This window comes from Allobosea sp. 10L417 (genome assembly GCF_056395485.1).
Genome location: NZ_JBFTJP010000011.1, coordinates 160,770 through 182,926 on the forward strand (window position 1 = coordinate 160,770; position 22,157 = coordinate 182,926).

Annotated in this window: 22 protein-coding genes; 14 read left to right on the top strand and 8 right to left on the bottom strand. The window is 65.9% G+C overall.

The genetic code is table 11. The features are described 5' to 3' along the window. Positions 1-80: 80 nt before the first annotated feature. The 5 genes from AC1DE3_RS23270 (at position 81) to AC1DE3_RS23290 (ending at position 5,424) form a co-directional block, all read left to right on the top strand. The gene (locus AC1DE3_RS23270; RefSeq protein ID WP_441510727.1) at positions 81-1,463 is read left to right on the top strand and encodes an ABC transporter substrate-binding protein; all 1,383 of its coding nucleotides are present in this window, start codon (positions 81-83) and stop codon (positions 1,461-1,463) included. Positions 1,464-1,645: 182 nt separating this feature from the next. Next, positions 1,646-2,446 carry a carbohydrate ABC transporter permease gene (locus AC1DE3_RS23275; RefSeq protein ID WP_441511181.1) on the top strand — a complete coding sequence of 267 codons (801 nt, stop codon included), beginning with the start codon at positions 1,646-1,648 and terminating at the stop codon, positions 2,444-2,446. Further along, entirely contained in the window at positions 2,443-3,279 is an 837-nt protein-coding gene (locus tag AC1DE3_RS23280; protein WP_441510728.1) for a carbohydrate ABC transporter permease, read from the top strand. The genes AC1DE3_RS23275 and AC1DE3_RS23280 overlap by 4 nt, the downstream gene beginning before the upstream one ends. Before the next feature lie 203 nt (positions 3,280-3,482). After that, positions 3,483-4,439 carry a transaldolase gene (tal, locus tag AC1DE3_RS23285; protein ID WP_441510729.1) on the top strand — a complete coding sequence of 319 codons (957 nt, stop codon included), beginning with the start codon at positions 3,483-3,485 and terminating at the stop codon, positions 4,437-4,439. Between the two features lie 388 nt (positions 4,440-4,827). After that, positions 4,828-5,424 carry an HdeD family acid-resistance protein gene (locus tag AC1DE3_RS23290; RefSeq protein ID WP_441510730.1) on the top strand — a complete coding sequence of 199 codons (597 nt, stop codon included), beginning with the start codon at positions 4,828-4,830 and terminating at the stop codon, positions 5,422-5,424. A gap of 10 nt (positions 5,425-5,434) precedes the next feature. Here the strand turns inward: AC1DE3_RS23290 and AC1DE3_RS23295 are convergent, their stop codons facing one another. After that, complete coding sequence (locus AC1DE3_RS23295; RefSeq protein WP_441510731.1) at positions 5,435-5,929, bottom strand: hypothetical protein; 495 nt, start codon at positions 5,927-5,929, stop codon at positions 5,435-5,437. 268 nt (positions 5,930-6,197) lie between these two features. On the opposite strand from AC1DE3_RS23295, the gene AC1DE3_RS23300 reads away from it, so the two are divergent. Together AC1DE3_RS23300 and AC1DE3_RS23305 are read left to right on the top strand one after the other, a co-directional pair. Beyond that, a complete protein-coding gene (locus tag AC1DE3_RS23300) occupies positions 6,198-6,761 on the top strand; it encodes a YceI family protein (protein ID WP_476795095.1) in 564 nt (187 codons plus the stop codon). Beyond that, positions 6,758-7,318, top strand: coding sequence for a cytochrome b (locus AC1DE3_RS23305; RefSeq protein ID WP_441510733.1), 561 nt, complete (start codon positions 6,758-6,760; stop codon positions 7,316-7,318). The genes AC1DE3_RS23300 and AC1DE3_RS23305 overlap by 4 nt, the downstream gene beginning before the upstream one ends. Here the strand turns inward: AC1DE3_RS23305 and AC1DE3_RS23310 are convergent. The 5 genes from AC1DE3_RS23310 to amaB all read right to left on the bottom strand — a co-directional run bounded on the left by AC1DE3_RS23310 (position 7,315) and on the right by amaB (position 13,812). Then, the gene (locus tag AC1DE3_RS23310) at positions 7,315-7,821 is read right to left on the bottom strand and encodes a hypothetical protein (protein ID WP_441510734.1); all 507 of its coding nucleotides are present in this window, start codon (positions 7,819-7,821) and stop codon (positions 7,315-7,317) included. The genes AC1DE3_RS23305 and AC1DE3_RS23310 overlap by 4 nt on opposite strands. A gap of 98 nt (positions 7,822-7,919) precedes the next feature. Beyond that, positions 7,920-9,596 (bottom strand): thiamine pyrophosphate-binding protein, encoded by a 1,677-nt coding sequence (locus AC1DE3_RS23315; protein WP_441510735.1) that lies wholly within the window; start codon positions 9,594-9,596, stop codon positions 7,920-7,922. 72 nt (positions 9,597-9,668) lie between these two features. Further along, complete coding sequence (locus AC1DE3_RS23320) at positions 9,669-10,859, bottom strand: CaiB/BaiF CoA transferase family protein (RefSeq protein WP_441510736.1); 1,191 nt, start codon at positions 10,857-10,859, stop codon at positions 9,669-9,671. 109 nt (positions 10,860-10,968) lie between these two features. Continuing rightward, the gene (locus AC1DE3_RS23325; RefSeq protein WP_441510737.1) at positions 10,969-12,165 is read right to left on the bottom strand and encodes an acyl-CoA dehydrogenase; all 1,197 of its coding nucleotides are present in this window, start codon (positions 12,163-12,165) and stop codon (positions 10,969-10,971) included. A gap of 129 nt (positions 12,166-12,294) precedes the next feature. Next, on the bottom strand, positions 12,295-13,812 hold the full coding sequence (gene amaB / locus AC1DE3_RS23330; RefSeq protein ID WP_441510738.1) for an L-piperidine-6-carboxylate dehydrogenase: 1,518 nt from the start codon (positions 13,810-13,812) through the stop codon (positions 12,295-12,297). 241 nt (positions 13,813-14,053) lie between these two features. Here amaB and AC1DE3_RS23335 point away from each other — a divergent pair, with 241 nt between their 5' ends. The 3 genes from AC1DE3_RS23335 to AC1DE3_RS23345 all read left to right on the top strand — a co-directional run bounded on the left by AC1DE3_RS23335 (position 14,054) and on the right by AC1DE3_RS23345 (position 16,803). Further along, positions 14,054-14,968, top strand: coding sequence for a LysR family transcriptional regulator (locus AC1DE3_RS23335; RefSeq protein ID WP_441510739.1), 915 nt, complete (start codon positions 14,054-14,056; stop codon positions 14,966-14,968). Between the two features lie 88 nt (positions 14,969-15,056). Continuing rightward, entirely contained in the window at positions 15,057-16,280 is a 1,224-nt protein-coding gene (locus AC1DE3_RS23340) for an NAD(P)/FAD-dependent oxidoreductase (RefSeq protein WP_441510740.1), read from the top strand. Between the two features lie 16 nt (positions 16,281-16,296). After that, a complete protein-coding gene (locus tag AC1DE3_RS23345; protein WP_441510741.1) occupies positions 16,297-16,803 on the top strand; it encodes a DinB family protein in 507 nt (168 codons plus the stop codon). A gap of 126 nt (positions 16,804-16,929) precedes the next feature. On the opposite strand, the gene AC1DE3_RS23350 is transcribed toward AC1DE3_RS23345, so the two are convergent. Beyond that, positions 16,930-17,463, bottom strand: a complete 534-nt coding sequence (locus tag AC1DE3_RS23350) for a GNAT family acetyltransferase (protein ID WP_441510742.1) — start codon at positions 17,461-17,463, stop codon at positions 16,930-16,932. 176 nt (positions 17,464-17,639) lie between these two features. Between AC1DE3_RS23350 and AC1DE3_RS23355 the strand changes: the two genes are divergently transcribed. Genes AC1DE3_RS23355 through AC1DE3_RS23365 form a run of 3 tightly spaced genes read left to right on the top strand, consistent with a single transcriptional unit; the run spans position 17,640 to position 19,387 of the window. Beyond that, positions 17,640-18,272, top strand: a complete 633-nt coding sequence (locus tag AC1DE3_RS23355) for a LysE family translocator (RefSeq protein WP_441510743.1) — start codon at positions 17,640-17,642, stop codon at positions 18,270-18,272. Positions 18,273-18,281: 9 nt separating this feature from the next. Continuing rightward, entirely contained in the window at positions 18,282-18,848 is a 567-nt protein-coding gene (locus AC1DE3_RS23360; RefSeq protein WP_441510744.1) for a chromate transporter, read from the top strand. After that, complete coding sequence (locus tag AC1DE3_RS23365; protein ID WP_441510745.1) at positions 18,848-19,387, top strand: chromate transporter; 540 nt, start codon at positions 18,848-18,850, stop codon at positions 19,385-19,387. The genes AC1DE3_RS23360 and AC1DE3_RS23365 overlap by 1 nt, the downstream gene beginning before the upstream one ends. On the opposite strand, the gene AC1DE3_RS23370 is transcribed toward AC1DE3_RS23365, so the two are convergent. Continuing rightward, positions 19,354-20,346, bottom strand: a complete 993-nt coding sequence (locus AC1DE3_RS23370) for a hydrogen peroxide-inducible genes activator (protein ID WP_441510746.1) — start codon at positions 20,344-20,346, stop codon at positions 19,354-19,356. The two genes, AC1DE3_RS23365 and AC1DE3_RS23370, sit on opposite strands and share 34 nt — an antisense overlap. A gap of 178 nt (positions 20,347-20,524) precedes the next feature. Here AC1DE3_RS23370 and katA point away from each other — a divergent pair, with 178 nt between their 5' ends. Beyond that, positions 20,525-22,012: a catalase KatA gene (katA, locus tag AC1DE3_RS23375; protein ID WP_441511182.1), complete on the top strand. Its 1,488-nt coding sequence runs from the start codon at positions 20,525-20,527 to the stop codon at positions 22,010-22,012. Positions 22,013-22,157 lie beyond the last annotated feature (145 nt).

The window sequence follows — 22,157 nt, forward strand, 5'->3', positions numbered from 1 at the left end:
TCCTCCTGGGTTTTTCGATTAGGGTCGCCGCAAGGCGATTAAAACGTCGGATTAAAACGGTTTAAACGGGAGGTTATCTGATGAAATTGGCTCGTCATCTCGCCCTGGGAACGGCTGTGGCCGCGGTTCTCGCAGGCTGGTCCGGCGCGGCTTCGGCGCAGGAAGTCCTGACCGCCTGGTTCACCAAGGGCTTCTACAAGGGCGAAGACGACGCGTTGCTGGCGGTCGTCGACAAGTTCCAGAAGGCGACGGGCGTCAAGGTCGAGCTCTCGCTCTATGCGACCGAGGACTGCGTCACCAAGTCGGTTGGCGCCGTCGATGCCGGCACGCCGCCGGATGTCGGCTTCTGCACCACCTATGATTTCCGCACGACCGGCAAATGGGCCTATGACGGCAAGCTCGAGGACGTCTCGGACGTGCTCGAGCCGCTGAAGGCCGAGATCCAGCCGATGGCGCTCTCGACCACCTTCCTGATGAACGGCAAGGCCGGCAAGAAGTCATACTATGCCTTCCCGGTCGAGCAGCAGATGATGCACATCACCTACTGGAAGGACATGCTGGAGGAGGCCGGCTTCAAGGAGGCCGACATCCCGAAGACCTGGAACGGCTACTGGGATTTCTGGTGCGACAAGGTGCAGGGTTCGCTGCGCGCCAAGGGCAAGCGCATCTACGGCATTGGCCATCCGATGGGCATCGCCGCCTCCGACACCTTCTACTCCTTCCTGACCTTCGCCAACGCCTATAACGCCAAGGTCGTCGACGAGAACGGCAAGATCGTGCTCGACCAGCCCGAGAACAAGAAGGCGATGGTCGAGGCGGTGAAGTCCTACGCCAACATCTTCCAGCGTGGCTGCACGCCGCCGTCCTCGGTCAACTGGCTCGACCCGGACAACAACGTCGCCTTTCACAACCGCACCACCGTCGCCACGCACAACGCCACGATCTCGATCGCCGGCAAGCACATGGACGACATGAACAACCCCTCGCTCACGGCCGAGCAGCGGGCGCAGGCCAAGAAGAACTACGAGGACAACATCCGCACGGCCGAGTTCCCGCTCAAGGCCGACGGCAGCAAGATGACCAACCTCGCCGCGGTCAAGACGGCGGTGATCTTCGCCGATGCCAAGAACAAGAAGCGCGCCAAGGAATTCATGGCCTTCTTCATGAAGGACGAGAACCTGCGGCCCTTCGTCGAAGGCTCGGCCGGCCGCTGGGTCCCGACGACGCTGAAGGGCATCGAGGCGCCATTCTGGTCTGACGGCAAGGACCCGCACCGCGCGGTCGTCTACAAGCAGTACAAGGACGGCACCGTGCCGTTCCAGTTCGTCTACAACTACAACTTCACGACCGTGAACGCCGAGAACGTCTGGGCCAAGGCCGTGAATCGCGTGGTTCAGGACAAGATCCCGGCTGAGCAGGCCGTGGACGAGATGATTGCCCGCATCAAGCAGATCGCGGGCTGACACCCGCGTCCGCTTCGCTTGCCTCCTCGATCCGCCGCGGCAAGGATTGCCGCGGCGGATCTTTCACCGGGTGACAATTCCAGGGAGAGTCCATGAGCACTGCCACCATGACAGCGCCGATTTCGGCACCGCGCGAGGATAAATCGGGCTTCACGCGCGACCGCGCGATCTGGGGTTTGATCATGCTGGCGCCCTATGTGCTCGTCTTCGCTGTGATGGTGGTCTACCCGGTTGGCTATGGCCTCTGGCTCGGCCTCAACTGGAATTCCTACAAGGCGCTCTTCGCCGATCCGATCTTCCTGCGCACTGTCGTCAACACGGTCATCTTCCTGTTCGTGGCGGTGAATCTGAAGTTTCTGATCGCGCTCGGGCTGTCCGGCTTCTTCGTGCAGCAGCGGGCCTGGATCCGCTTCGTGCTGGTGTTGTTCATCCTGCCCTGGGCGGTGCCCTCGATCCCGACCATCCTGTCCTTCCGGGTGATGCTGAACCCGGAGAACGGCCTGGTGAACCAGCAGCTCTTCCAGTGGTTCGGCGTCATGGAGGGGCCGGGCTGGCTGACCGACCCGACGCTCGCCTTCGCCATGTCGATCGTCGTCCACATCTGGAAGTCCCTGCCGTTCTGGACGCTGATCCTGATCACCGGCCGGCTCGCCATCGCGCAGGACCTCTACGAGGCCGCGAGCGTCGACGGCGCCAATCGCTGGCAGCAGTTCCGCTTCATCACCTGGCCCTCGCTGGCGACGCTCTACATCACCTCGACCATGCTCTCGATGATCTGGACGCTGGGCGACTTCAACAGCGTCTACCTGCTCAACAGCGGCGGCCCGGGTGATCTCAATCACGTCCTCTCGACGCTCGGCATCCGCTATATGCGCAACAACAATCTCGATCTCGGCATCGCCTCGATCATCGTCGCCATGCCGCTGATCCTGCCGATGGTCTTCGTGATGGTGAAGCGCCTGTCGAAGGGAGCAGACGCATGAGGAAGTTCCTCGACGAAGGCAAGCTGATCCTGATCGCGATTCCMGTGCTGATCTGGACGCTGCTGCCGATCTACCACCTCTTCGTTCTGTCGATCTCGAACCAGGAATCGATGCTGGCCGGCAAGCTCTGGCCGGACAATCCGACGCTGCAGAACTTCCAGATCGTCTTCAATCAGCAGCACTACTACCTGCATAATTTCTGGCGGCAGCTGTTCAACAGCTTCTTCATCGCGATCGCGACGGGGACGATCACGCTGTTCGTCGCGACGCTGGCCGCTTTCGCCATCGCCCGGCTTAAAGTGAAGGGCGGGCGCACGATGATGAATCTCGCGCTTGCGACCTATCTCATTCCAGCCGCCTTCCTCGCCATACCCATGTACAAGGCGATGGGCTCCTACGGGCTGCTCAACACGCAGGCCTCGCTGATCCTCGCCATGGTGGCGCTGGCCTCGCCCTATGCGATCTGGGTTCTGAAGCAGGCCTCCGACAAGTTGCCCAAGGAACTCGACGAGGCCGCGGTGATGGACGGCGCCACCTCGCTCCAGCTCTTCCGGCTGGTCTATCTGCCGCTGATGAAACCCTCGATGGTGGTGATCGGCATCTACGCGCTGCTGCTGGCCTGGAACGAGTATCTCTACGCCTTCCTGCTGCTTTCGTCGGAGAAGGCGGTGCCTCTGGCGGTGGGCCTCGGTCTCTTCCTCTCGGCTGACGATGCGCCCTGGAACCTGCTTATGGCGGCGGGCCTGCTCTACGCCATCCCGCCGGCGGTGATCTATTACGGCTTCCGCAAGAACATGGTTGCCGGCCTGACATCGGGCGCGGTGAAGAGCTGAGTGCTCGGTTGCCGACGCCCGTCATTCCCGGGCGCGGCGAAGCGGAGACCCGAGAATCTCCCGAAAGAGATGCTCGGGTCGAGCCCGAGCATGATGGGAGCCGGCCATGCATGGCCGAATTGCTTCGCCCCTCTCGCAATCGTGCCGAACAGGCGTCACATTGCAGGCGTTAGCCTGACGAAGACGATTTCCAGGAAAAGACGATGACCGCTTCCAAGCTCGACCAGCTCCGCGAAATGACCACCGTCGTCGCCGACACCGGCGACATCGAGGCCGTGCGCCGCTTGAAGCCGGTCGACTGCACCACGAATCCGACCCTGATCCTCAAGGCCGTCGAGACCCCGGCCTATGCCCATCTCGTCGACGAGGCGATCGGCTGGGGCAAGAGGCAGGGCAGTGGCGAGAAGGCGGTCCATGCCGTCTGCGATCGCCTCGCCGTGACCTTCGGCACCGAACTGTCCAAGATCGTGCCCGGTCGCGTCTCGACCGAGGTCGATGCCGATCTCTCCTTCGACACGCAGGCGAGCATCGAGAAAGCCCGTGCCATCATCGCCGCCTACAAGGAGCGCGGCGTCGGCAAGGACCGTATCCTGATCAAGGTCGCCTCGACCTGGGAGGGTCTGCAGGCGGCCAAGGTGCTGCAGGGCGAGGGGATCGACTGCAATCTGACCCTGCTCTTCGCGCTGCCGCAGGCGGTTGCGGCGGCCGATGCCAAGGCCTTCCTGATCTCGCCCTTCGTCGGGCGCATCCTCGATTGGCACGTCAAGGCCGGCGGCGGTCCCTACACCGCCGAGACCGATCCCGGCGTCGTCTCGGTTCGGTCGATCTATGCCTATTACAAGACCTACGGCATCGACACGGTGGTGATGGGGGCCTCGTTCCGCAACACCGGCGAGATCGAGGCGCTGGCCGGCTGCGACCGACTGACCATCGGCCCGGGCCTGCTCGATGAACTTGCCGGCGCGACCGGCGAGTTGCCGCGCAAGCTGAAGCCGGACGCGCCCGGCAAGGCCCCGGAAAAGCTCGTGCTCGACGAGAAGGCCTTCCGCTTCGCGATGAATGAGGACGCGATGGCGACCGAAAAGCTGGCCGAGGGCATCCGCGGCTTCGTCAAGGACCTGCGCGGCCTGCGCAAGCTCGTCGCCGAAAGGCTCGGCTAAAGCCGTCATGCCGGAGCGGCGGATCGCCGCCGTCACCGGCCGCTCCAGGGGGATCGGCGCCGCGGTGGCGGACCGGTTGAAACAGGACGGCCTGACACCGTAATCTGGGACATCGCCTCTCCGTGGAGACGGTCGCGGCCATGGTGGCCAGAAGCCCGCTGAAGCGGCTCGGGGCCGTTTCGGAGCGGGCCGGGGCCGGCCGCCCGGCTTGCGAGCGAGCGCTGCAGCTTCGCGACCGGTGCGGTGTTCGGTCTTTCGGGCGGGCGCGCCACCTACTGACGCCGGGCTTGCGTCAGATCATTGACGCAACCGCTGCGTGGGTTTCTCATACGCGCCGTCGAACGAGGTAGCCCGGCTGTCGCGGCTGCCCGGAATGGAGTCGGTCGCCATGAGCACACCGTCTGGAGTCTCCAACCCTCCCTCTCTCGGTACGCATCTCATTCCGCTCCGGCGTAGCTGGGGCTGGTTGATGGCGGAGGGGATCATCCTCATCATCCTCGGCGTTCTCGGCCTCGGCGCCGTGGCGCTGCTCAGCCTCGCCAGTGCCATCTGGTTCGGCGCCATGATCTTTGTCGGCGGCATCGTCGTGCTGATCGACGCCTTCCGCCATCAAGCCTGGAAAAGCCGCCTCTGGCACATCCTGATCGGCGTGCTCTACGTTGCGGTCGGTGTGATGACCTTCGTCAATCCGCTGGTCGCCACGGCGTCGCTGACCCTTCTGGCCGGTGCGGCTCTGGTCGCGACGGGCGTGCTCCGTCTGATCATGGCCTTCCAGAACCGGGAGCTGCCCTATTGGGGCTGGGTCGCCTTCTCGGGCGCGCTCTCGCTGCTGCTCGGCGGCATGATCCTGGCGCAATGGCCCGCGTCTAGCCTCTGGGTGCTCGGCACCTTCCTGGCGATCGAGCTGATCTTCCAGGGCTGGGCGGCGATCGCACTGGCGCGCGCCATTCGCTCGACCTTCGACGGTGTCCGCTCGAAGGCCTGATGCAGCAAGGTCAGGGCAGGGCGGGTTCGCGTTGCGCCGCCGGCTGAGCCAGCGAGATGTCGGCGGGGCTGGGCGGCGCGTCGCGGAAATCGCGGAAGAAGCTGCGGCCGCCGGCCGCGGCTGCCTGCAGTTGGCCCTTCCAGCTCTTCTCGCCGGGCTTGCCGCCTAGCGCGGTAAAGTCCCCGTCGATCATGTGATCGCTGTCGCGGCCCTGATAGACCAGCACGCCGCGCGCCGTGACGACCACATCGCCGCGGCGCAATGTCGGGTCCTTCAGATACCAATCGGGGTCGCGCTGGGGGTCGAGCTTGACCACCGGCGGCTTCGGCTTGGAGGCGACCTCGGCCGAAGCGCGTTTCCGGTGAGGCTTCACGGTGACGCTCAGCGGATCATAGGGCTCGTATTCGATCACCGGGCGGGGTCTCGGCCGCCCGAACAGGGCGTTGGCCAGATCGTCGAGCAGGCCGGCGGCGCCCGCCGGCATAGTGGCGGCGATAGTCGCCACGGCTGCGACACACACGACTTTACGCAACCGTCTTGCCATCTCGCCGGCCTCCCTGCCGGAACAACAACTGACGACTCTCCGCAAAGTTTCAACGACACGACACGGGCGCGCTTAACGACTGGTCAAGCGCCCGCGCCCGCGCGAAGGCGCCGTCAACCTTGATAGATCGATCTTGAATCACCTTTCCGTGTTCCGGCTCACGCGGCCATGGCATTTCCTTCAAGTTGGCGGATGGTCGCTTCTTCTCCGGCAGCTTCCGGGTGCCATGATGATCAGGATTCGTGCCTTCGCTTTCGCCGCCCTGCTGGCCGCATCGCAGGCTCAGGCCCAATCCACTTGGACCTTCGATCGCGGTGCGACCGAAGTTGGCTTCATCGGGCACCGTTTCGGGGCCGTGGTCACGAATGGGCGCTTCGAGCGCTATGACGGCAACTTCGCCATCGATTTCGACCATCCCGAGCGAAGCCGCGTCCGGGTGACGCTGGAGACCGCGTCGATCAAGGCGGGCTCGCCATTGGTCGACGGCTTCATCGCCGGGGAGAGCATGCTCGATGTGGCTCACTATCCCGTGGCGAGCTTCGTTTCCGAACACGTTTCGCGCACAGGCGAGAACAGCCTCGACATCCGCGGCAGGTTGACGATCAAGGGCGTGACGCAGCCTTTCGACGTGAGGGCCACCGTGGATGGTGATATCGAGCGGGCGAGGCGCGGCGAAATGCTGCCTTTCCAGGCCAGCGGCAGTTTCCTGCGGCCGGTCTACGGTATCGGCCGCGACGTGAACGTCGTCGACGATCGCATGGAGATCGTCATCAGAGGGCGCCTGAAGCGATGAGCGAGCCGGCCCGCTGGCATCCGGCCAGTGTCGTGCTGCACTGGCTGACGCTGCTGCTCGTGCTGTTCCAGTTCTGGATATCCGGCCCGATGCGGGACGAGAGCCGCGACCTCATCGCCCGCTTCGAACTCTATCAGCGGCACAAATCCGTCGGGCTGACGATCGCGCTCTTCGTGGTGCTGCGTCTCGCGCTGCGTCTGGCTGTTCCGCAGCCGGAGTCGTTCGAGAAAAACCGGTGGTTACGCGCCGCGGCCGGCACTGTCCACGCCGGGCTCTATCTTTGCCTGCTGGCACTCCCGGTCACCGGGCTGCTCATGGCGGCAGCCGCTCCGATCCAGATCCCGACACTCTATTTCGGGCTGTTTCCGGTGCCGCACCCGATCGGTCCGAACCCCGCCATCTACAAGCAGATGCTTTGGCTGCACGATCAGCTCGGCAACATCCTGATCGCTCTCGGTACTGCACATGTGGCGGCTGTGGCCGTCCATATGCTGCTCTGGCGCGATGGCCTGCTTGGCCGGATGTGGTTTGGCCGCGTTGATGGCCGAAATGTCTAGCGGGCCGTCGCCTGGTTGTTTTCGCCGGCTTCGGTCGTCGCGGCTCCCGCCCTGACCGGGTCGCTATGGAACATGTTGCGGCCGCCGGCGGCTGCGGTCTGCAACGTCTGCTTCCAGCCCTTGGGGTCGCTGCCGCCCAGGGTAACGAAATCGCCGGGATGCGTCGCATCGCTGTCGCGGCCTTGATAAACCAGTACTCCGCTCGCGGTGACGACAATATCGCCCCGCCGCAGCGTCGGGTCCTTCAGGTGCCAGTTCCGGTCGGTCTGCGGGTCGAGCTTGACGACGGGCGGCTTCGGCTTTGACGCTGGCTCGGACGCACGCTGACGTGGCTTGGCCCGCGGCGCTTCGTCGAATTCATAGATCGGCGAGGCTCGCAGGCGCGGCGGGCCGAAGATCGCCCGCGCCAGATTGTCGAAGAAGCCTGCGGCCTCCGCACCAGGCGCCGCCGCGATGGCGGCCAAAGCCGCCATCCCGAATCGGATCGCAAATCCGTGCTTCATCGCCGAGCCCTCCGCATCGTCGTTTCCTCAACGACGGTTGGTCGCGAAAGGTTCGGCTCCGGTTCAGGCGCAGTGGCGAATTTCTCGCTTGGGCGCGATCAGCGCTTGCCCTGCGCGGCGAAGGCCTCGGCCCGGATCGTCGAGAGCGACTTCGCCGGGGTGATCGCTTCCGGGTCGAGCAGGCAGTGGATGATCGCGGGCTTGCCGCTCTTTACCGCCCGTTCGAAGGCCGGCGCGAACTCCGCTGTCGTTTCGACGCGCTCGCCATGGCCCCCGAAGGCCCTGGCATAATCAGCGAAATCGGGATTCTTCAGCGTCGTTGCCGAGATGCGGCCCGGATAGTGCTTCTCCTGATGCATGCGGATCGTGCCGTACATGCCGTTGTCGACCACGACGACGATCACGGGCAGGTCGTATTGCACGGCCGTCGCGAAATCCTGGCCGTTCATCAGGAAGCAGCCATCGCCGGCGAAGGCGATGACGGTCCGCTCCGGGAAGATCTGCTTTGCGCCGATCGCCGCCGGCACACCGTAACCCATCGAGCCCGAGGTCGGCGCAAGCTGCGTCGCGAACTTGTTGAAGCGGTGGAAGCGGTGCACCCAGGTGGCGTAGTTGCCGGCGCCGTTGCACATGATCGCGTCGTCGGGCAACTGGCTCCTCAGCCAGCGCACCATCTCGCCGGGGTGGAATTCTCCCGGCACCGGCGCTGGCTGCTCGCTCCAGGCGATATAGGCCTCATGCGCGGCCGCGCTCGCGCCAGCCCAGGCCGGAGCCTTCGGCGGTTCGATCGTCGCCAGCGCGGCACAGAAGCCAGCGGGCGAGGCGTTGATCGCCAGTGTCGGGCGATAGACCCGGCCGAGCTCTTCCGGGTCGGGATGAACATGCACCAGCGGCCGGCCCGGATTGGGAATGCCGAACAGGCTGTAGGACTGGCTCGGCATCTCCGAAAGGCGGCCGCCGACGAGCAGGACGAGGTCGCTTTCCTGGATACGGGCCAGCAGCTTCGGGTTCGGGCCGATGCCGAGATCGCCTGCGAAGTTCGGATGATCAGCCGGGAACAGCATCTGCCGCCGGAAGGATACCGCAACCGGCAGGTCGAAACGCTCGGCGAAATCCTGGAAATCGGCGATCGTCTCTGGGCTCCAGCGCGAGCCTCCGAGGATCGCGATCGGCGACTTGGCCGCGGCGAAGCGCTTGGCGAGATCGTCCATCTGCACCGGCGAAGGGTGCTGCTCGGTTATGCTGTAGGGCTCGGCGTCGGCGACATCCGCGAGATCGGTCAGAACGTCCTCGGGCAGCGCGATCACCACGGGACCGGGGCGGCCCGAGGTCGCGACATGGAAGGCGCGGCTGATGATCTCCGGGATGCGCGCGGCATCGTCGATCTCGGTCGCCCATTTCGTCATGGTGCCGAAGACGGCGCGGTAGTCGAGCTCCTGGAAGGCCTCGCGCTCGCGCATGCCGCGTTCGATCTGGCCGACGAAGAGGATGAGCGGGGTCGAGTCTTGATCGGCGATATGGATGCCGGGCGAGGCGTTGGTGGCGCCGGGGCCGCGCGTCACGAAGCAGATGCCGGGCTTGCCGGTGAGCTTTCCGACGGCCTCGGCCATCATGCAGGCGCCGCCTTCGGCCCGGCAGATCGTGACCTTCATCGAGGCATCGTGCAGCGCGTCGAGCACGGCGAGATAGCTCTCGCCCGGCACGCAGAAGGCGTCGGTGGCGCCATGGATCAGAAGCTGGTCGACGAGGATCTGCCCGCCGGTACGATTAGCCATGTTCGCTGCCCTTTTTCGAGCCCTCATCCTTCGAGACGCCGCATCGCGGCCCCTCAGGATGACGGCTGAGTGTCATGGTGCCGTGGAGACTCCGCCCCAGGCCGGATCGTTCAAGATGTCGTCTTCATGTTCGCCGAGCCGCGGACTCGGCCGGCTTGCCACCTGCCGCACACCGTTCATGACGATGGGCGAGGCGACGGTCGGAATGCTGCCCGCCTTGGCGGCTGCGCTCGGCAGCGCGACGTTGACGCCGCGTGCGATCACCTGCGGATCGTCGAAGACCTCGCCGATGTCGTTGATCGGCCCGGCGGGAACGCCGACCTTCTCCAGCGCCGCCAGCAGATCGGCCTTGCCGTAGCGCTGGCAGAGCGCGTGCAGCCGTGCGGTCAGTGCGATCCGGTTCTTCACCCGCGACTTGTTGTCGACATAGTCGGGGTCGTCGGCCAGGGCCGCATCGCCCAAAACGTCGCAGAGCTTGCGCCACTGGCCGTCATTGCCGGTGGCGATGATGATGTGGCCGTCTGCGACCGGGAACACGTCGTAGGGCACGATGTTGGGGTGGGCGTTGCCGAGCCGCGGCGGCGGGCTGCCCGAGACCAGATAGTTCATCGCCTGGTTGCCGAGTACCGCGACCTGCGAGTCGAGCAAGGCGAGATCGAGCGTCGCGCCTTCGCCCGTCGCGTCGCGCTGGCGCAGCGCGGAGAGGATGCCGACAGAGGCATAGAGCCCGGTATAGATGTCCGCGACCGCATAGCCCGCCTTCATCGGCGCGCCCGCAGGCTCGCCGGTGATCGACATCGCCCCGCCCATGCCCTGGACGAGGAAGTCGTAGCCGGCGCGCGGCGCATAGGGGCCGTCCTGCCCGAAGCCGGTGACCGAGCAATAGACGAGGCGCGGGAATTCCTTGCGCAGCGAGGCCGCGTCGAGCCCGTATTTCTGCAGGCCCCCGACCTTGAAGTTCTCGATCACCACATCGGCATGCGCGGCGAGCCGCCTGACCAGAGCTTGTCCTTCTGGCGTGCGGAAGTCCGCCGTGATCGAGCGCTTGCCGCGATTGGCGGCGTGGAAATAGGCGGCTGAGAGATGCTCTTCACCGGTGCCCTCGACGAAGGGCGGGCCCCATTTGCGGGTGTCGTCGCCCTCGGGCGCCTCGACCTTGACGACGTCGGCGCCGAGATCGGCCAGGAGCTGGCCGATCCAGGGGCCTGCGAGGATGCGCGCGAGTTCGAGGACGCGCAGGCCGGCGAGGGGAGGGGTCGTCATGGCGGGTTCGACTCGGGCGTCATGGTCGGGCTTGACCCGACCATCTCCGGGGGAGGTTCGCATGGGACGAGATGCCCGGGTCAAGCCCGGGCATGACGCCTGACGGCGCTCAGAAGAACGCCTGCAGGCCGGTGATGGCCCGGCCGAGGATCAGCGCATGGACGTCATGCGTGCCCTCATAGGTGTTCACCGTCTCGAGGTTCGCCGCGTGGCGCATCACCTGATACTCGATCTGGATGCCGTTGCCGCCATGCATGTCGCGGGCCTGGCGGGCGATATCGAGCGCCTTGCCGCAATTGTTGCGCTTGACGAGGCTGATCATCTCGGGGGCCATCTTGCCCTCGTCCATGAGCCGGCCGACGCGCAAGCTGCCCTGCAGGCCGAGCGTGATCTCGGTCAGCATGTCCGCGAGCTTCTTCTGATAGAGCTGCGTCTGGGCGAGCGGCTTGTTGAACTGCTTGCGGTCGAGCCCATACTGGCGGGCGCGGTGGAAGCAGTCCTCGGCGGCGCCGAGCACGCCCCAGGAGATGCCGTAGCGGGCGCGGTTGAGGCAGCCGAACGGGCCCTTCAGGCCCGAGACGTTCGGCAGCAGGTTCTCCTCCGGCACGATGACGCCGTCCATGACGACCTCGCCGGTGATCGAGGCGCGGAGCGAAAGCTTGCCGCCGATCTTCGGCGCCGAGAGACCCTTCATGCCCTTTTCGAGGATGAAGCCGCGGATCTGGTTGTCATGCGCTGATGACTTCGCCCAGACGACGAAGACGTCGGCGATCGGGGAGTTCGAGATCCACATCTTCGAGCCGCTCAGCTTGTAGCCGTCGGCGACCTTCTCGGCGCGGGTCTTCATGCCGCCGGGGTCGGAGCCGGCGTCCGGCTCGGTCAGGCCGAAGCAGCCGACCCACTCACCGCTGGCGAGCTTCGGCAGGTACTTTTTGCGCTGCTCCTCGCTGCCATAGGCATAGATCGGGAACATCACCAGCGAGGACTGCACCGACATCATCGAGCGGTAGCCGGAGTCGATGCGCTCGACCTCGCGGGCGACGAGCCCGTAGGAGACGTAATTCGCGCCGGCGCAGCCATATTCCTCGGGGACGGTGACGCCGAGCAGCCCGAGCTCGCCCATCTCGTTGAAGATGGAACGGTCGGTCTTCTCGTCGAGATAGGCGTCGTGGATGCGCGGGGCGAGCTTCTCCTGCGCGTAAGCGCGGGCCGTGTCGCGGATCAGCCGCTCGTCCTCGGTGAGCTGCTCGTCGAGCAGGTAGGCATCGTCCCAGGTGAACTCAGCGAGCTTGTGGCTGCCGGCCATGGTCTTCGTCTCCCTCATCGTCTGGCCGTCATGGTCGGGCTTGACCCGACCATCTCGAAAACCAGCATCTTCTCGTCATGAGATTCTCGGGTCACCGCTATCAGGCGCCCGAGAATGACGGCTTATGCCTCACGCATCCACGTCGAAGCTGACGCCCTGCGCCAGCGGCAGCGTGGTGCCGTAGTTCACGGTGTTGGTGGCGCGGCGCATATAGGCCTTCCAGGCGTCGGAGCCCGCCTCGCGGCCGCCGCCGGTCTCCTTCTCGCCGCCGAACGCGCCGCCGATCTCGGCGCCCGAGGGGCCGATATTGACATTGGCGATGCCGCAGTCGGAACCCTCGTCCGAGACGAAGAGCTCGGCCTCGCGCATGTTCAGCGTGAAGATCGAGGAGGACAGGCCGGCGCCGACCGCATTCTGGATCGAAATCGCCTCGTCGATGGACTTGTACTTCATCACATAGAGGATCGGCGCGAAGGTCTCGCGCTCGACCGGGCCGCACTGGCTGGGCATCTCGACCAGCGCCGGACGGACATAGAAGCCCCCAGTGCCGACATCGACCTTCTCGCCGCCATGGACCTTGCCGCCCTCGGCCTTGGCCTCGGAGAGCGCCTTCTGCATGCCCTGATAGGCGGCCTCGTCGACCAGCGGACCGACCAGCACGCCGGCCTCGCGGGGATCGCCGATCTTCACCGAGCCGTAGACCTTGGCGAGCTTCGGCACGAGCGCGTCATAGACGCTCTCATGCACGATCAGGCGGCGCAGCGTGGTGCAGCGCTGGCCGGCGGTGCCCATCGCCGCGAAGGCGATGCCGCGCAGCGCGATGTCGAGATCGGCCGAGGGAGCGACGATCGCGGCATTGTTGCCGCCCAGCTCGAGGATGGCGCGGGCGAAGCGAGCCGCCAGCTTCTGGCCGACTTCCTTGCCCATGCGGGTCGAGCCGGTGGCCGAGACGACCGGGACGCGATGGTCCTGGACCAGGATGTCGCCGAGTTCGCGGCCGCCGATCAGGATCTCGGAGAGGCCGACGGGGGCCTCGGGGCCGAAGCGCTTCATCGTCTTCTCGACGATGGCCTGCACGGCAAGCGCCGTCAGCGGGGTCTTCTCGGAGGGCTTCCAGACGACGCTGTCGCCGCAGACGAAGGCGAGCGCCGCGTTCCACGACCAGACCGCGACCGGGAAGTTGAAGGCCGAGATCACGCCGCAGACGCCGATCGGGTGCCAGGTCTCCATCATCCGATGGTTCGGGCGCTCGGTGGCGATGGTCAGGCCGTAGAGCTGGCGCGACAGGCCGACGGCGAAGTCGCAGATATCGATCATCTCCTGGACCTCACCGAGGCCCTCGGAGGTGACCTTGCCGGCTTCGAGCGTCACCAGCAGGCCGAGATCGGTCTTGGCGGCGCGCAGCTCCTCGCCGAGCAGGCGCACGAACTCGCCGCGCCGCGGCGCCGGCACCTTGCGCCAGGCGAGATAGGCGGACTGGGCCCGGCCGATCGCGGCCTCGGCTTCGCCCGGGGAGGTCTCGCGCAGGGTTACGACGGTCTCGCCGGTGATTGGCGAGCGGGCCGAGAGGCCGGCATCGGCATAGGCACTCTCGGAGACGCCGAGGCGCTTGAGCAGGGCGAGCGTGTCGTTAGGGAGAGAGGTCATGTGTCTGCCTGTTCGCCGATGCCAGTGAACCACAGCCCTCATCCTGAGGAGCGCCGAAGGCGCGTCTCGAAGGATGTTCCAGTGAGCGGCGTCTTCTGGAGCATCCTTCGAGGCGCAGGCTGGCGCCTGCTCCTCAGGATGAGAGCTCGGGAGACCGTGGTCGCCCTTTGGTCGCGGAGAATGCCCCCTTTCCTATCGCTGGGGCAACCGATATGTTCTCACCACTTGGTGAGTTCTAATCATGGACGATGTTCTGATCCCCGGCCGCCTTACGGTGCCATCGCTGTCCGCGCTCGCGGCCTTCGAGGCGGCGGCCCGGCATGGCAGCTTCACCCGCGCGGCCGAGGAGCTGAATCTGACGCAAGGAGCCGTCAGCCGGCAGGTTGCCCATCTCGAAGGGGCGCTTGGCGTCAGCCTGTTCGAGCGCATCAAGAAGCGCGTCAGCCTCACCGCCGCGGGCGCGGCCTATGCCGCGGAGGTGCGCGAGGGGCTGTCGCGGCTCGCCGCCGCCACCGTCTCGACGATGGCTTTTCGGGGCGCGGCCGGCGTGCTCAACCTCGCCATCCTCCCGACTTTCGGCACCCGCTGGCTGATTCCGCGTCTGCCGCGCTTTATCGAAGCCCATCCCGGCATCACCATTAATTTCGCTACCAAGCTCGTGCCCTTCGACTTCACGCGCGAGCCGCTCGATGCCGCCATCCATTTCGGCGACCCGGTCTGGCCCGGTGCCCGGCTGCACCGGCTGATGGGCGAGGAGATCGTGCCGGTCGCTTCGCCCGCCCTTGTCGCGCGCTTCGGCCTTGCAGAGGCCGCCGATATGCTTAAAGCGCCGCTATTGCAGCAATCGACACGACCGCGCGCCTGGGCCAACTGGCTGGAACAGCAGGGCCTGCCGCCGCAGCGGGCGCTGATGGGGCCGCGCTTCGAGCAATTCGCCATGGTTTCGCAAGCGGCGGTGGCGGGCCTGGGCCTCGCCATCGTGCCGCGCTTCCTGGTCGAGGAGGAATTGCGCTCGGGCGCGCTCGTCATCCCGGTCGACCGCTCCCTGGTCGGGCAGGAAGGCTATTATCTCGTCTATCCCGAGGAGAAGGCGGGGCTGCCGGCCGTCGCCGCCTTCCGCGATTGGCTGCTGGCGGAGTGCGCGCCCGCACCCTGACCCTCTCGACAAGCGGCTCCGGTCGCGTCATTCATGCGCGGAATTCACCAACCCGGCTCTTGAGCCGAACCGTCGCGCGAGGGCCGCCATGTCGTCCGTCTCCGAAACCGCCGATGTCGTGATTTGCGGGGGCGCCGCGATCGGCTCCTCCGTCGCCTATCATCTCGCCGCCGATCCCGGCTTCACCGGCAAGGTCGTGGTGATCGAGAAGGACCCGACCTATCGCTTCTCCGCCTCCGCGCTCTCCGCCGCCTCGATCCGCCAGCAATTCTCCAGCGCGGTGAATATCCGCATCTCGCTCTTCGGCGTCGATTTCCTGCGCAATATCGGCGCACATCTCGCGGTTGATGGCGAAGTGCCGGCGATCGACCTGCATGAAGGCGGCTATCTCTATCTCGCGAGCGACGCCGGCGCGCCGGTCCTTGCCGCCAACCAGAAGCTGCAGGCGGCTGAAGGCGCCGATATCGCCCTCTATGACCCGGCCGCGCTGAAGCAGCGCTTCCCCTGGCTCAATACCGAGGATCTCGCCTGCGGCACCTTTGGTGTCAGCGGCGAGGGTTGGTTCGACGGCTGGGCGTTACTCCAGGCCTTCCGCAAGAAGGCGCGCAGCCTCGGCGTCGAGTACCAGCAGGGCGAGGTCGCGGGTTACGTTACCGAGGGTGGCCGGGTGACCGCTGTCGAACTCGCCGATGGCAGCCGCATCGCCTGCGGCGCCGTGGTCAATGCTAGCGGGACGCATGGCGCAAAGCTGGCGGCGACGGCGGGCATAGACATCCCGGTGAAGTCGATGAAGCGCTACGTCTTCACCTTCACCTGCAAGGGTGATGTCGATGGCTGCCCGCTGCTGATCGACACCACCGGCGCCTGGTGCCGGCAGGAGGGCAAGCGCACGGCGGAGGGCCAGCTCTTCATCGGCAGCTGTTCGCCGCTGACGCCCGAGCAGGATGTCGAATGGATCGAGACTGATCCTTCCGCCGAGGACGTCGATTGGGGCTTCTTCGAGGAGGTCGTCTGGCCGGCGCTCGCCCACCGCATACCGGCCTTCGAGCAGATCAAGCCCGGCCGCGCCTGGGCCGGTCCTTACGACATGTGCGGGCTCGACCATAACGCCATCGTCGGCCCGGCGGTCGGAGTGCCCAATCTGTATCTCGCCAACGGCTTCTCCGGCCACGGCCTGCAGCAGTCGCCGGCAGTTGGCCGTGGGCTCGCCGAGCATATCGCGCATGGCCGCTATCGCTCGCTCGACCTTGCCGATCTCGGTCACGAGCGCATCGTTACGGGCAGGCCGCTCAAGGAGGCCAACGTCATCTGACGAGGAGGCCGCCACCATGGTCGATCCCGCCTATGTCCGGACCATGGCCCGCTACAATGCCTGGCAAAACCGCAGCCTGATGGAAGCGGCGGACGGGCTGACAGACGAGGCGCGCAAGCTCGATCGCGGCGCCTTCTTCAAGTCGATCCACGGCACCTTCAACCATATTCTCTGGGGTGACGAGATCTGGCTCAGCCGTCTCACGGGCAGCGAGAAGCCGTCAGTCGGCGGCCGCGATTCGGCGGTTTATTTCGAGGACTGGGCGCAGTTCTGCGCGCGCCGCCGCTTGCGCGACCAAGCCATTCTCGACTGGGCGGAGAGCGTCGAGGCCGATTGGCTGCGCGGCACGCTGATCTGGTATTCCGGCGCAGCCGGCCGCGAGATGGGCAAGCCGCGTGCCTTCGTGATCGCCCATTTCTTTAACCACCAGACCCACCATCGCGGCCAGATTCACGCCATGCTCACGGCGGCCGGTGCGAGGCCCGACGATACCGATCTCTTCCTGGTCGACGAGACGCGGTGAGGGCAACCGCTGTCATGCTCGGGCTTGCCCCGAGCATCTCCTGCCGAAAGAAGCTCCAGTGCTCTTGCTGCCGGAGATTCTCGGGTCACTGCTTCGCGGCGCCCGAGAATGACGCGAGGCGACCGCTTATCCTTCGCCTGCGACGGAGGAGGGTATGCCCGCATGTCCCTTTGGTCGCCTGTCTTTCGCGCCTTCCTCATCCTCCTCATGCTCCGGCGGAACCGACGCCGTCGCGTTCTGGCTGAGCTTCTGGAAGAGGCCGAGACCCACCAGCGCGAGCACTGCCAGCAACATCAGGAGGCCGGGATAGACGAGGTCTCGCATCGTCTCGCGCGACGTCTTGGCGATCAGCACCAAAGACTCCAGCGAGAGCGCCACGATCATGATCGACATGAACTTGGTCAGCGATCCCCGTGCCTCGGCGGGCCGGCGCATCTCGCGATCGGCCACCACCTCTTCCTCGAACAGGAACTTGCCGACATCGGCGACCGCCACCGCGATGATCACCAGGCCGATCGCGTCGAGCATGGTGTCGAGCGCGCCGTCGCCGGTCCAGAAGCCGTGCGACGTCCGCCAGACCGCGACCCCTATCAGGATGATCGAGGCGCCGAGCAGCGCGAAGGCGATGATGGTGTAGAGCAGCCGGCTGAACAGCGTCATGTCTCCCCCCAATCCGCTTGCTGGCGACAACCGCCGTTGAGGCGGCCGGTTCCGTTCCTGTGCCTCCGGGGCCGCCGCGGACGCATCGAAGGCTTGCATGGCGGCTCCCGCGGCAATGCGATTGCCGGCTACCCTGTTCCATGGTCCAAGCGCTGAGTTCCGCGGAGCGCTGAGCCATGCCCGAGACGACCACCCTCGTGACCTTCGCCCTGATCGCGCTGGGCATGGTGCTGACGCCCGGACCCAACATGATCTACCTGATCTCGCGCTCGATCGCGCAGGGCAGGGGAGCGGGGCTGATCTCGCTCGGCGGCGTCATCCTCGGCTTCTTCGTCTACATGTTCTGCGCCGCCTTCGGCATCACGGCGCTGCTCTTCGCCGTGCCCTATGCCTATGACGCGCTCAGGCTGGGCGGTGCTGCCTATCTGCTCTGGCTGGCCTGGCAGGCGGTGCGGCCGGGCGGGCGCTCGCCCTTTCACATCCGCGACCTGCCCCATGACGGGCCGCGCAAGCTCTTCGCCATGGGCTTCCTGACCAGCCTCCTCAATCCCAAGATCGCGATGTTCTATCTCGCGCTGCTGCCGCAGTTCATCGACCCGGCCGCCGGCGATGTGCTGGCCCAGTCGGTCGTGCTCGGCTTCATCCAGATCGCGATCAGCGGCAGCGTCAACGCTCTGATCGCGACGGCGGCGGGCAGCATCGCGCTCTTCCTGCGCACGCGTCCGTTCTGGTCGCTGGTCCAGCGCTGGCTGATGGGCACTGTGCTCGCCGGCTTCGCCTTGCGCATGGCGATGGAAGCGCGGCGCTAGCAATCGTCGATGTCAGCCCTCGAAACCGCGACGGACGCGCCTCCGCCTTCCCTGCCGGCCCTGTTCACCGGTTTTCTCAAGATCGGGATGATGGGTTTCGGCGGCGTCGGCCCCGTGGCGCGCCATATCATCGTCGCCGAGCGCAACTGGCTCGACGATCGCGGCTATGCCGAGCTGATGGGCATCTGCCAGGCGCTGCCGGGCGCAAATACCGTCAACGCCGCCGTCATGCTCGGAGACCGCTTTCGCGGCGCGGCCGGTGCTTTGACCTGCGTCTTCGCCCTGATGGCGATGCCGCTGCTCGCGCTCGTTGCGATCGCGAACATCTATAACGCGGTTTCCGACCATCCGCTGGCGCAGGTCGCGCTGACGGGCGCTGCTGCCAGCGCAGCCGGGCTGATCCTCGGCACAGCCGCACGGCTGCTCGCAAAGGCCGGCCTTGCTCGCTGGGCCTGGATCATGGCCATGGCCGCTTTCGCGGCGGTTGGCGTGCTGCGGCTGCCCATGCTGCCGACCCTGCTGGTGCTCGTGCCGCTCGGCCTGGCCGCCGCCTCTCTGGGAGCGCGGCGGGTCTGATGGAGCGCGGCATCTTCGGCCAGTTGATCGTCACCTTCGGCACGATCTCGCTGATGGCGATCGGCGGCGCCAACGCCGTGGTGCCGGAGGTCCACCGCCAGATCGTCGACATTCTCGGCTGGATGGACGCGCCGACCTTCGCCCGCCTCTTCGCCATCGCCCAGTCCGCGCCGGGGCCGAACGTGATGCTCGCCAGCATCGTCGGCTGGCATGTCGCCGGGACGGGCGGCCTGCTCGTCGCCACCGCGGCGATGCTGCTGCCGTCCTCCGTGCTGGCGCTCGCCTGCAGCCGTGGCCTGCAACGCTTCAGCGACAACAGCATCGTTCGGATCGTGACGCTCGCCCTGGTGCCGATCGCGCTCGGCCTGATGCTCGCGAGCGGTGCCGTCGCGACGCTGGCAGCCGACGCCGGGCTTTTCGGCTTCGTGATCACGGCTGCAACGGCCGCGGTGACCTATCGCTCGAAGCTCAATCCGCTAGTGCCGATGGCGGTGGGCACCGTCGTCTATGTCCTAGCCTGGTACGCCGGCCTCGTCTGACGTTCCGGCTGGGCGGCCGCGAGGTTGATCGCTCCCGGCTCGGCCGCAGGGAGGCGATTTGCCGTCAGGGCTTCGCCGATTTCCGTGAGAACGGCACCGAGTGCCTCGAAATCAGCCTTGCGGGGCGAGGTTCGGCGCCAGGCGAGGCCGATCGAGCGGCTCGGCACCGGTGCGGCGAAGCGGAAGAGCCGCACCGGCATGTCCGGTCTGAATTCGATCGGCAGCGCCATCGCAGGCATCAGCGTGGTGCCGAAGCCGTTGGCGACCATCTGCATGATCGTGGAGAGACTGGAGGCGCCATATTGCCGACGCGAGCCGCCCGCGGTGGTGCGGCAGAAGCTCAGCGCCTGGTCACGGAGGCAATGGCCTTCCTCGAGCAGCAGCAGGTTCTCGCCCGCGAACGGGGCGTCGGGCCGGAAGGGCGGGGCATTCTGTTGCGTTTCGGCGGGGACGGCGAGCAGGAAAGGGTCGTCGAACAGCGGCAGGGTCTCGATTCCCGCGCGTTCGATCGGCAATGACAGCAGGGCGACGTCGAGTTGCCCTTCGATCAGTTCCTCCAGCAGCGTCGCGGTCTGCGTCTCTCGCAGCCTCAAATCCAGCGCCGGGAAGCGCCGCTGCAGCAGCGGCAGGGTCGTCGGCAGCAGATAGGGCGCGATCGAGGGAATGACGCCCAGGTCCAGCTCGCCGCCAAGGAGGCCGCGACGGTGGCGGGCGTGGTCGACGAGATCGCTGGTCTCCAGCAGTATGCGGCGGCCGCGCTCGGCGATCTCGGCGCCCATCTCGGTCAAGGCGACTGCGCCGCGCCGTCGCTCGACCAGCTGACAGCCCAGAAAGGCCTCGAACTCCTGGATCTGCAGTGACAAGGCGGGCTGGCTGACATGGCATTCCTGCGCGGCGCGGCCGAAATGACGGTGCCGGGCGAGGGCGACGAAATAGCGGAGCTGCTTCAGTGTGACCATGTCGATTTGATAAACTTATCGTGCCCTGCCGTAAACGGTATTGGACATTGTCGTCACATGGCGCTGTTACTTCCTCCAATTCCAAACCGGCCGTGCCCGTCACGCGGGCGGTCGACCGTTCAGGAGGGAATGAGCCATGTCAGCCAACGATCCGAAGAACCCGCAGACCGGCGTCGCGATGACGACCACGGCCGGAGCGCCGATCCCGGACAACCAAAATTCGATCACTGCCGGCGAACGCGGCCCGGTCCTCCTGCAGGATTATCAGCTGATCGAGAAGCTGGCTCACCAGAACCGCGAGCGTATCCCGGAGCGCGTCGTCCACGCCAAGGGCTGGGGCGCCCATGGCACGCTGAAGATCACCGGCGACATTTCGAAATACACCAAGGCCAAGGCGCTCCAGCCTGGCACCGAGACCCCGCTGATCCTGCGCTTCTCGACGGTGGCGGGTGAAATGGGCGCCGCCGACGCCGAGCGCGACGTGCGCGGCTTCGCCATCAAGTTCTACACCCCGGAAGGCAACTGGGATCTCGTAGGCAACAATACACCGGTCTTCTTCGTGCGTGACCCGGTCAAGTTCCCCGACTTCATCCACACCCAGAAGCGCCATCCCAAAACCAATATGCGCTCGCCCACCGCGATGTGGGATTTCTGGTCGCTCTCGCCGGAAAGCCTGCATCAGGTCACCATCCTGATGTCGGATCGCGGCCTGCCGACCGATGTTCGCCACATCAATGGTTACGGCTCGCACACCTATTCCTTCTGGAACGACAATGGCGAGCGCTACTGGGTGAAGTTCCACTTCAAGACCATGCAGGGCCACAAGCACTGGACCAATGAGGAAGCGGAGAAGGTCATCGGCAGGACGCGTGAGTCCACGCAGGAAGACCTGTTCAATGCACTGGAGCGCGGGGAGTTCCCGAAGTGGAAGGTGCAGGTCCAGATCATGCCCGAGCTGGACGCCGAGAAGACCCCCTACAACCCCTTCGACCTCACCAAGGTCTGGCCGCATGCGGATTATCCGCCGATCGACATCGGCGTGATGGAGCTCAACCGCAACGCGGAGAACTATTTCGCCGAGATCGAGAACGCCGCCTTCTCGCCGTCGAACATCGTGCCTGGCATCAGCTATTCGCCTGACAAGATGCTGCAGGCCCGCATCTTCTCCTATGCCGACGCCCATCGCCACCGGCTCGGCACGCATTACGAGAACATCCCGGTCAACCAGCCGAAATGCCCGGTGCACCACTATCACCGCGACGGCCAGATGAACACCTATGGCGGCATCCGCACCGGTCATCCGAACGCCTACTACGAGCCCAATTCCTTCAATGGCCCGGTCGAGCAGCCCGCGGCCAAGGAGCCGCCGCTGAAGATCTCGGGCGATGCCGATCGCTATAACCACCGCATCGGCAATGACGACTACGGCCAGCCGCGTGCGCTGTTCAACCTGTTCGATGCCGGCCAGAGGGAGCGCCTCTTCTCCAACATCGCCGCGGCGATGGGGGGCATCCCGCAGGAGATCGAGGAGCGCCAACTGGCGCATTTCGACAAGGTCCACCCGGATTACGGCAACGGCGTGCGCCGCGCGCTCGCCAAATCCGACGGCCGGGCCCGGCCGGCGATCTCGGTGACCGAGAACACGCCGCAGGAAGCGGCCGAGTGATCGGCTGATCCTTCGCGAGATAGGAAAAGGCCCGTCTGCCTCGCAGGCGGGCCTTTTTTATTAGGCGGCACGGCCTCACGCCCAATGTGGGGGAATGGCATTTCGGCCGCCCGGCCTGTAGCGTCCGGGGAGGGCGGCGGAGCGA

What these genes read in the sequence shown, in the direction of transcription:
- AC1DE3_RS23315 (WP_441510735.1), bottom strand. Translation starts at nt 9,596, where the DNA reads ATGGCTAATCGTACCGGCGGGCAGATCCTCGTCGACCAGCTTCTGATC.
- tal (WP_441510729.1), top strand. Translation starts at nt 3,483, where the DNA reads ATGACCGCTTCCAAGCTCGACCAGCTCCGCGAAATGACCACCGTCGTC.
- AC1DE3_RS23320 (WP_441510736.1), bottom strand. Translation starts at nt 10,859, where the DNA reads ATGACGACCCCTCCCCTCGCCGGCCTGCGCGTCCTCGAACTCGCGCGC.
- AC1DE3_RS23335 (WP_441510739.1), top strand. Translation starts at nt 14,054, where the DNA reads ATGGACGATGTTCTGATCCCCGGCCGCCTTACGGTGCCATCGCTGTCC.
- AC1DE3_RS23370 (WP_441510746.1), bottom strand. Translation starts at nt 20,346, where the DNA reads ATGGTCACACTGAAGCAGCTCCGCTATTTCGTCGCCCTCGCCCGGCAC.
- AC1DE3_RS23325 (WP_441510737.1), bottom strand. Translation starts at nt 12,165, where the DNA reads ATGGCCGGCAGCCACAAGCTCGCTGAGTTCACCTGGGACGATGCCTAC.
- AC1DE3_RS23270 (WP_441510727.1), top strand. Translation starts at nt 81, where the DNA reads ATGAAATTGGCTCGTCATCTCGCCCTGGGAACGGCTGTGGCCGCGGTT.
- AC1DE3_RS23350 (WP_441510742.1), bottom strand. Translation starts at nt 17,463, where the DNA reads ATGACGCTGTTCAGCCGGCTGCTCTACACCATCATCGCCTTCGCGCTG.
- AC1DE3_RS23360 (WP_441510744.1), top strand. Translation starts at nt 18,282, where the DNA reads ATGTCAGCCCTCGAAACCGCGACGGACGCGCCTCCGCCTTCCCTGCCG.
- AC1DE3_RS23275 (WP_441511181.1), top strand. Translation starts at nt 1,646, where the DNA reads ATGCTGGCGCCCTATGTGCTCGTCTTCGCTGTGATGGTGGTCTACCCG.
- AC1DE3_RS23300 (WP_476795095.1), top strand. Translation starts at nt 6,198, where the DNA reads ATGATCAGGATTCGTGCCTTCGCTTTCGCCGCCCTGCTGGCCGCATCG.
- AC1DE3_RS23365 (WP_441510745.1), top strand. Translation starts at nt 18,848, where the DNA reads ATGGAGCGCGGCATCTTCGGCCAGTTGATCGTCACCTTCGGCACGATC.
- katA (WP_441511182.1), top strand. Translation starts at nt 20,525, where the DNA reads ATGACGACCACGGCCGGAGCGCCGATCCCGGACAACCAAAATTCGATC.
- AC1DE3_RS23305 (WP_441510733.1), top strand. Translation starts at nt 6,758, where the DNA reads ATGAGCGAGCCGGCCCGCTGGCATCCGGCCAGTGTCGTGCTGCACTGG.
- amaB (WP_441510738.1), bottom strand. Translation starts at nt 13,812, where the DNA reads ATGACCTCTCTCCCTAACGACACGCTCGCCCTGCTCAAGCGCCTCGGC.
- AC1DE3_RS23355 (WP_441510743.1), top strand. Translation starts at nt 17,640, where the DNA reads ATGCCCGAGACGACCACCCTCGTGACCTTCGCCCTGATCGCGCTGGGC.
- AC1DE3_RS23310 (WP_441510734.1), bottom strand. Translation starts at nt 7,821, where the DNA reads ATGAAGCACGGATTTGCGATCCGATTCGGGATGGCGGCTTTGGCCGCC.
- AC1DE3_RS23345 (WP_441510741.1), top strand. Translation starts at nt 16,297, where the DNA reads ATGGTCGATCCCGCCTATGTCCGGACCATGGCCCGCTACAATGCCTGG.
- AC1DE3_RS23340 (WP_441510740.1), top strand. Translation starts at nt 15,057, where the DNA reads ATGTCGTCCGTCTCCGAAACCGCCGATGTCGTGATTTGCGGGGGCGCC.
- AC1DE3_RS23290 (WP_441510730.1), top strand. Translation starts at nt 4,828, where the DNA reads ATGAGCACACCGTCTGGAGTCTCCAACCCTCCCTCTCTCGGTACGCAT.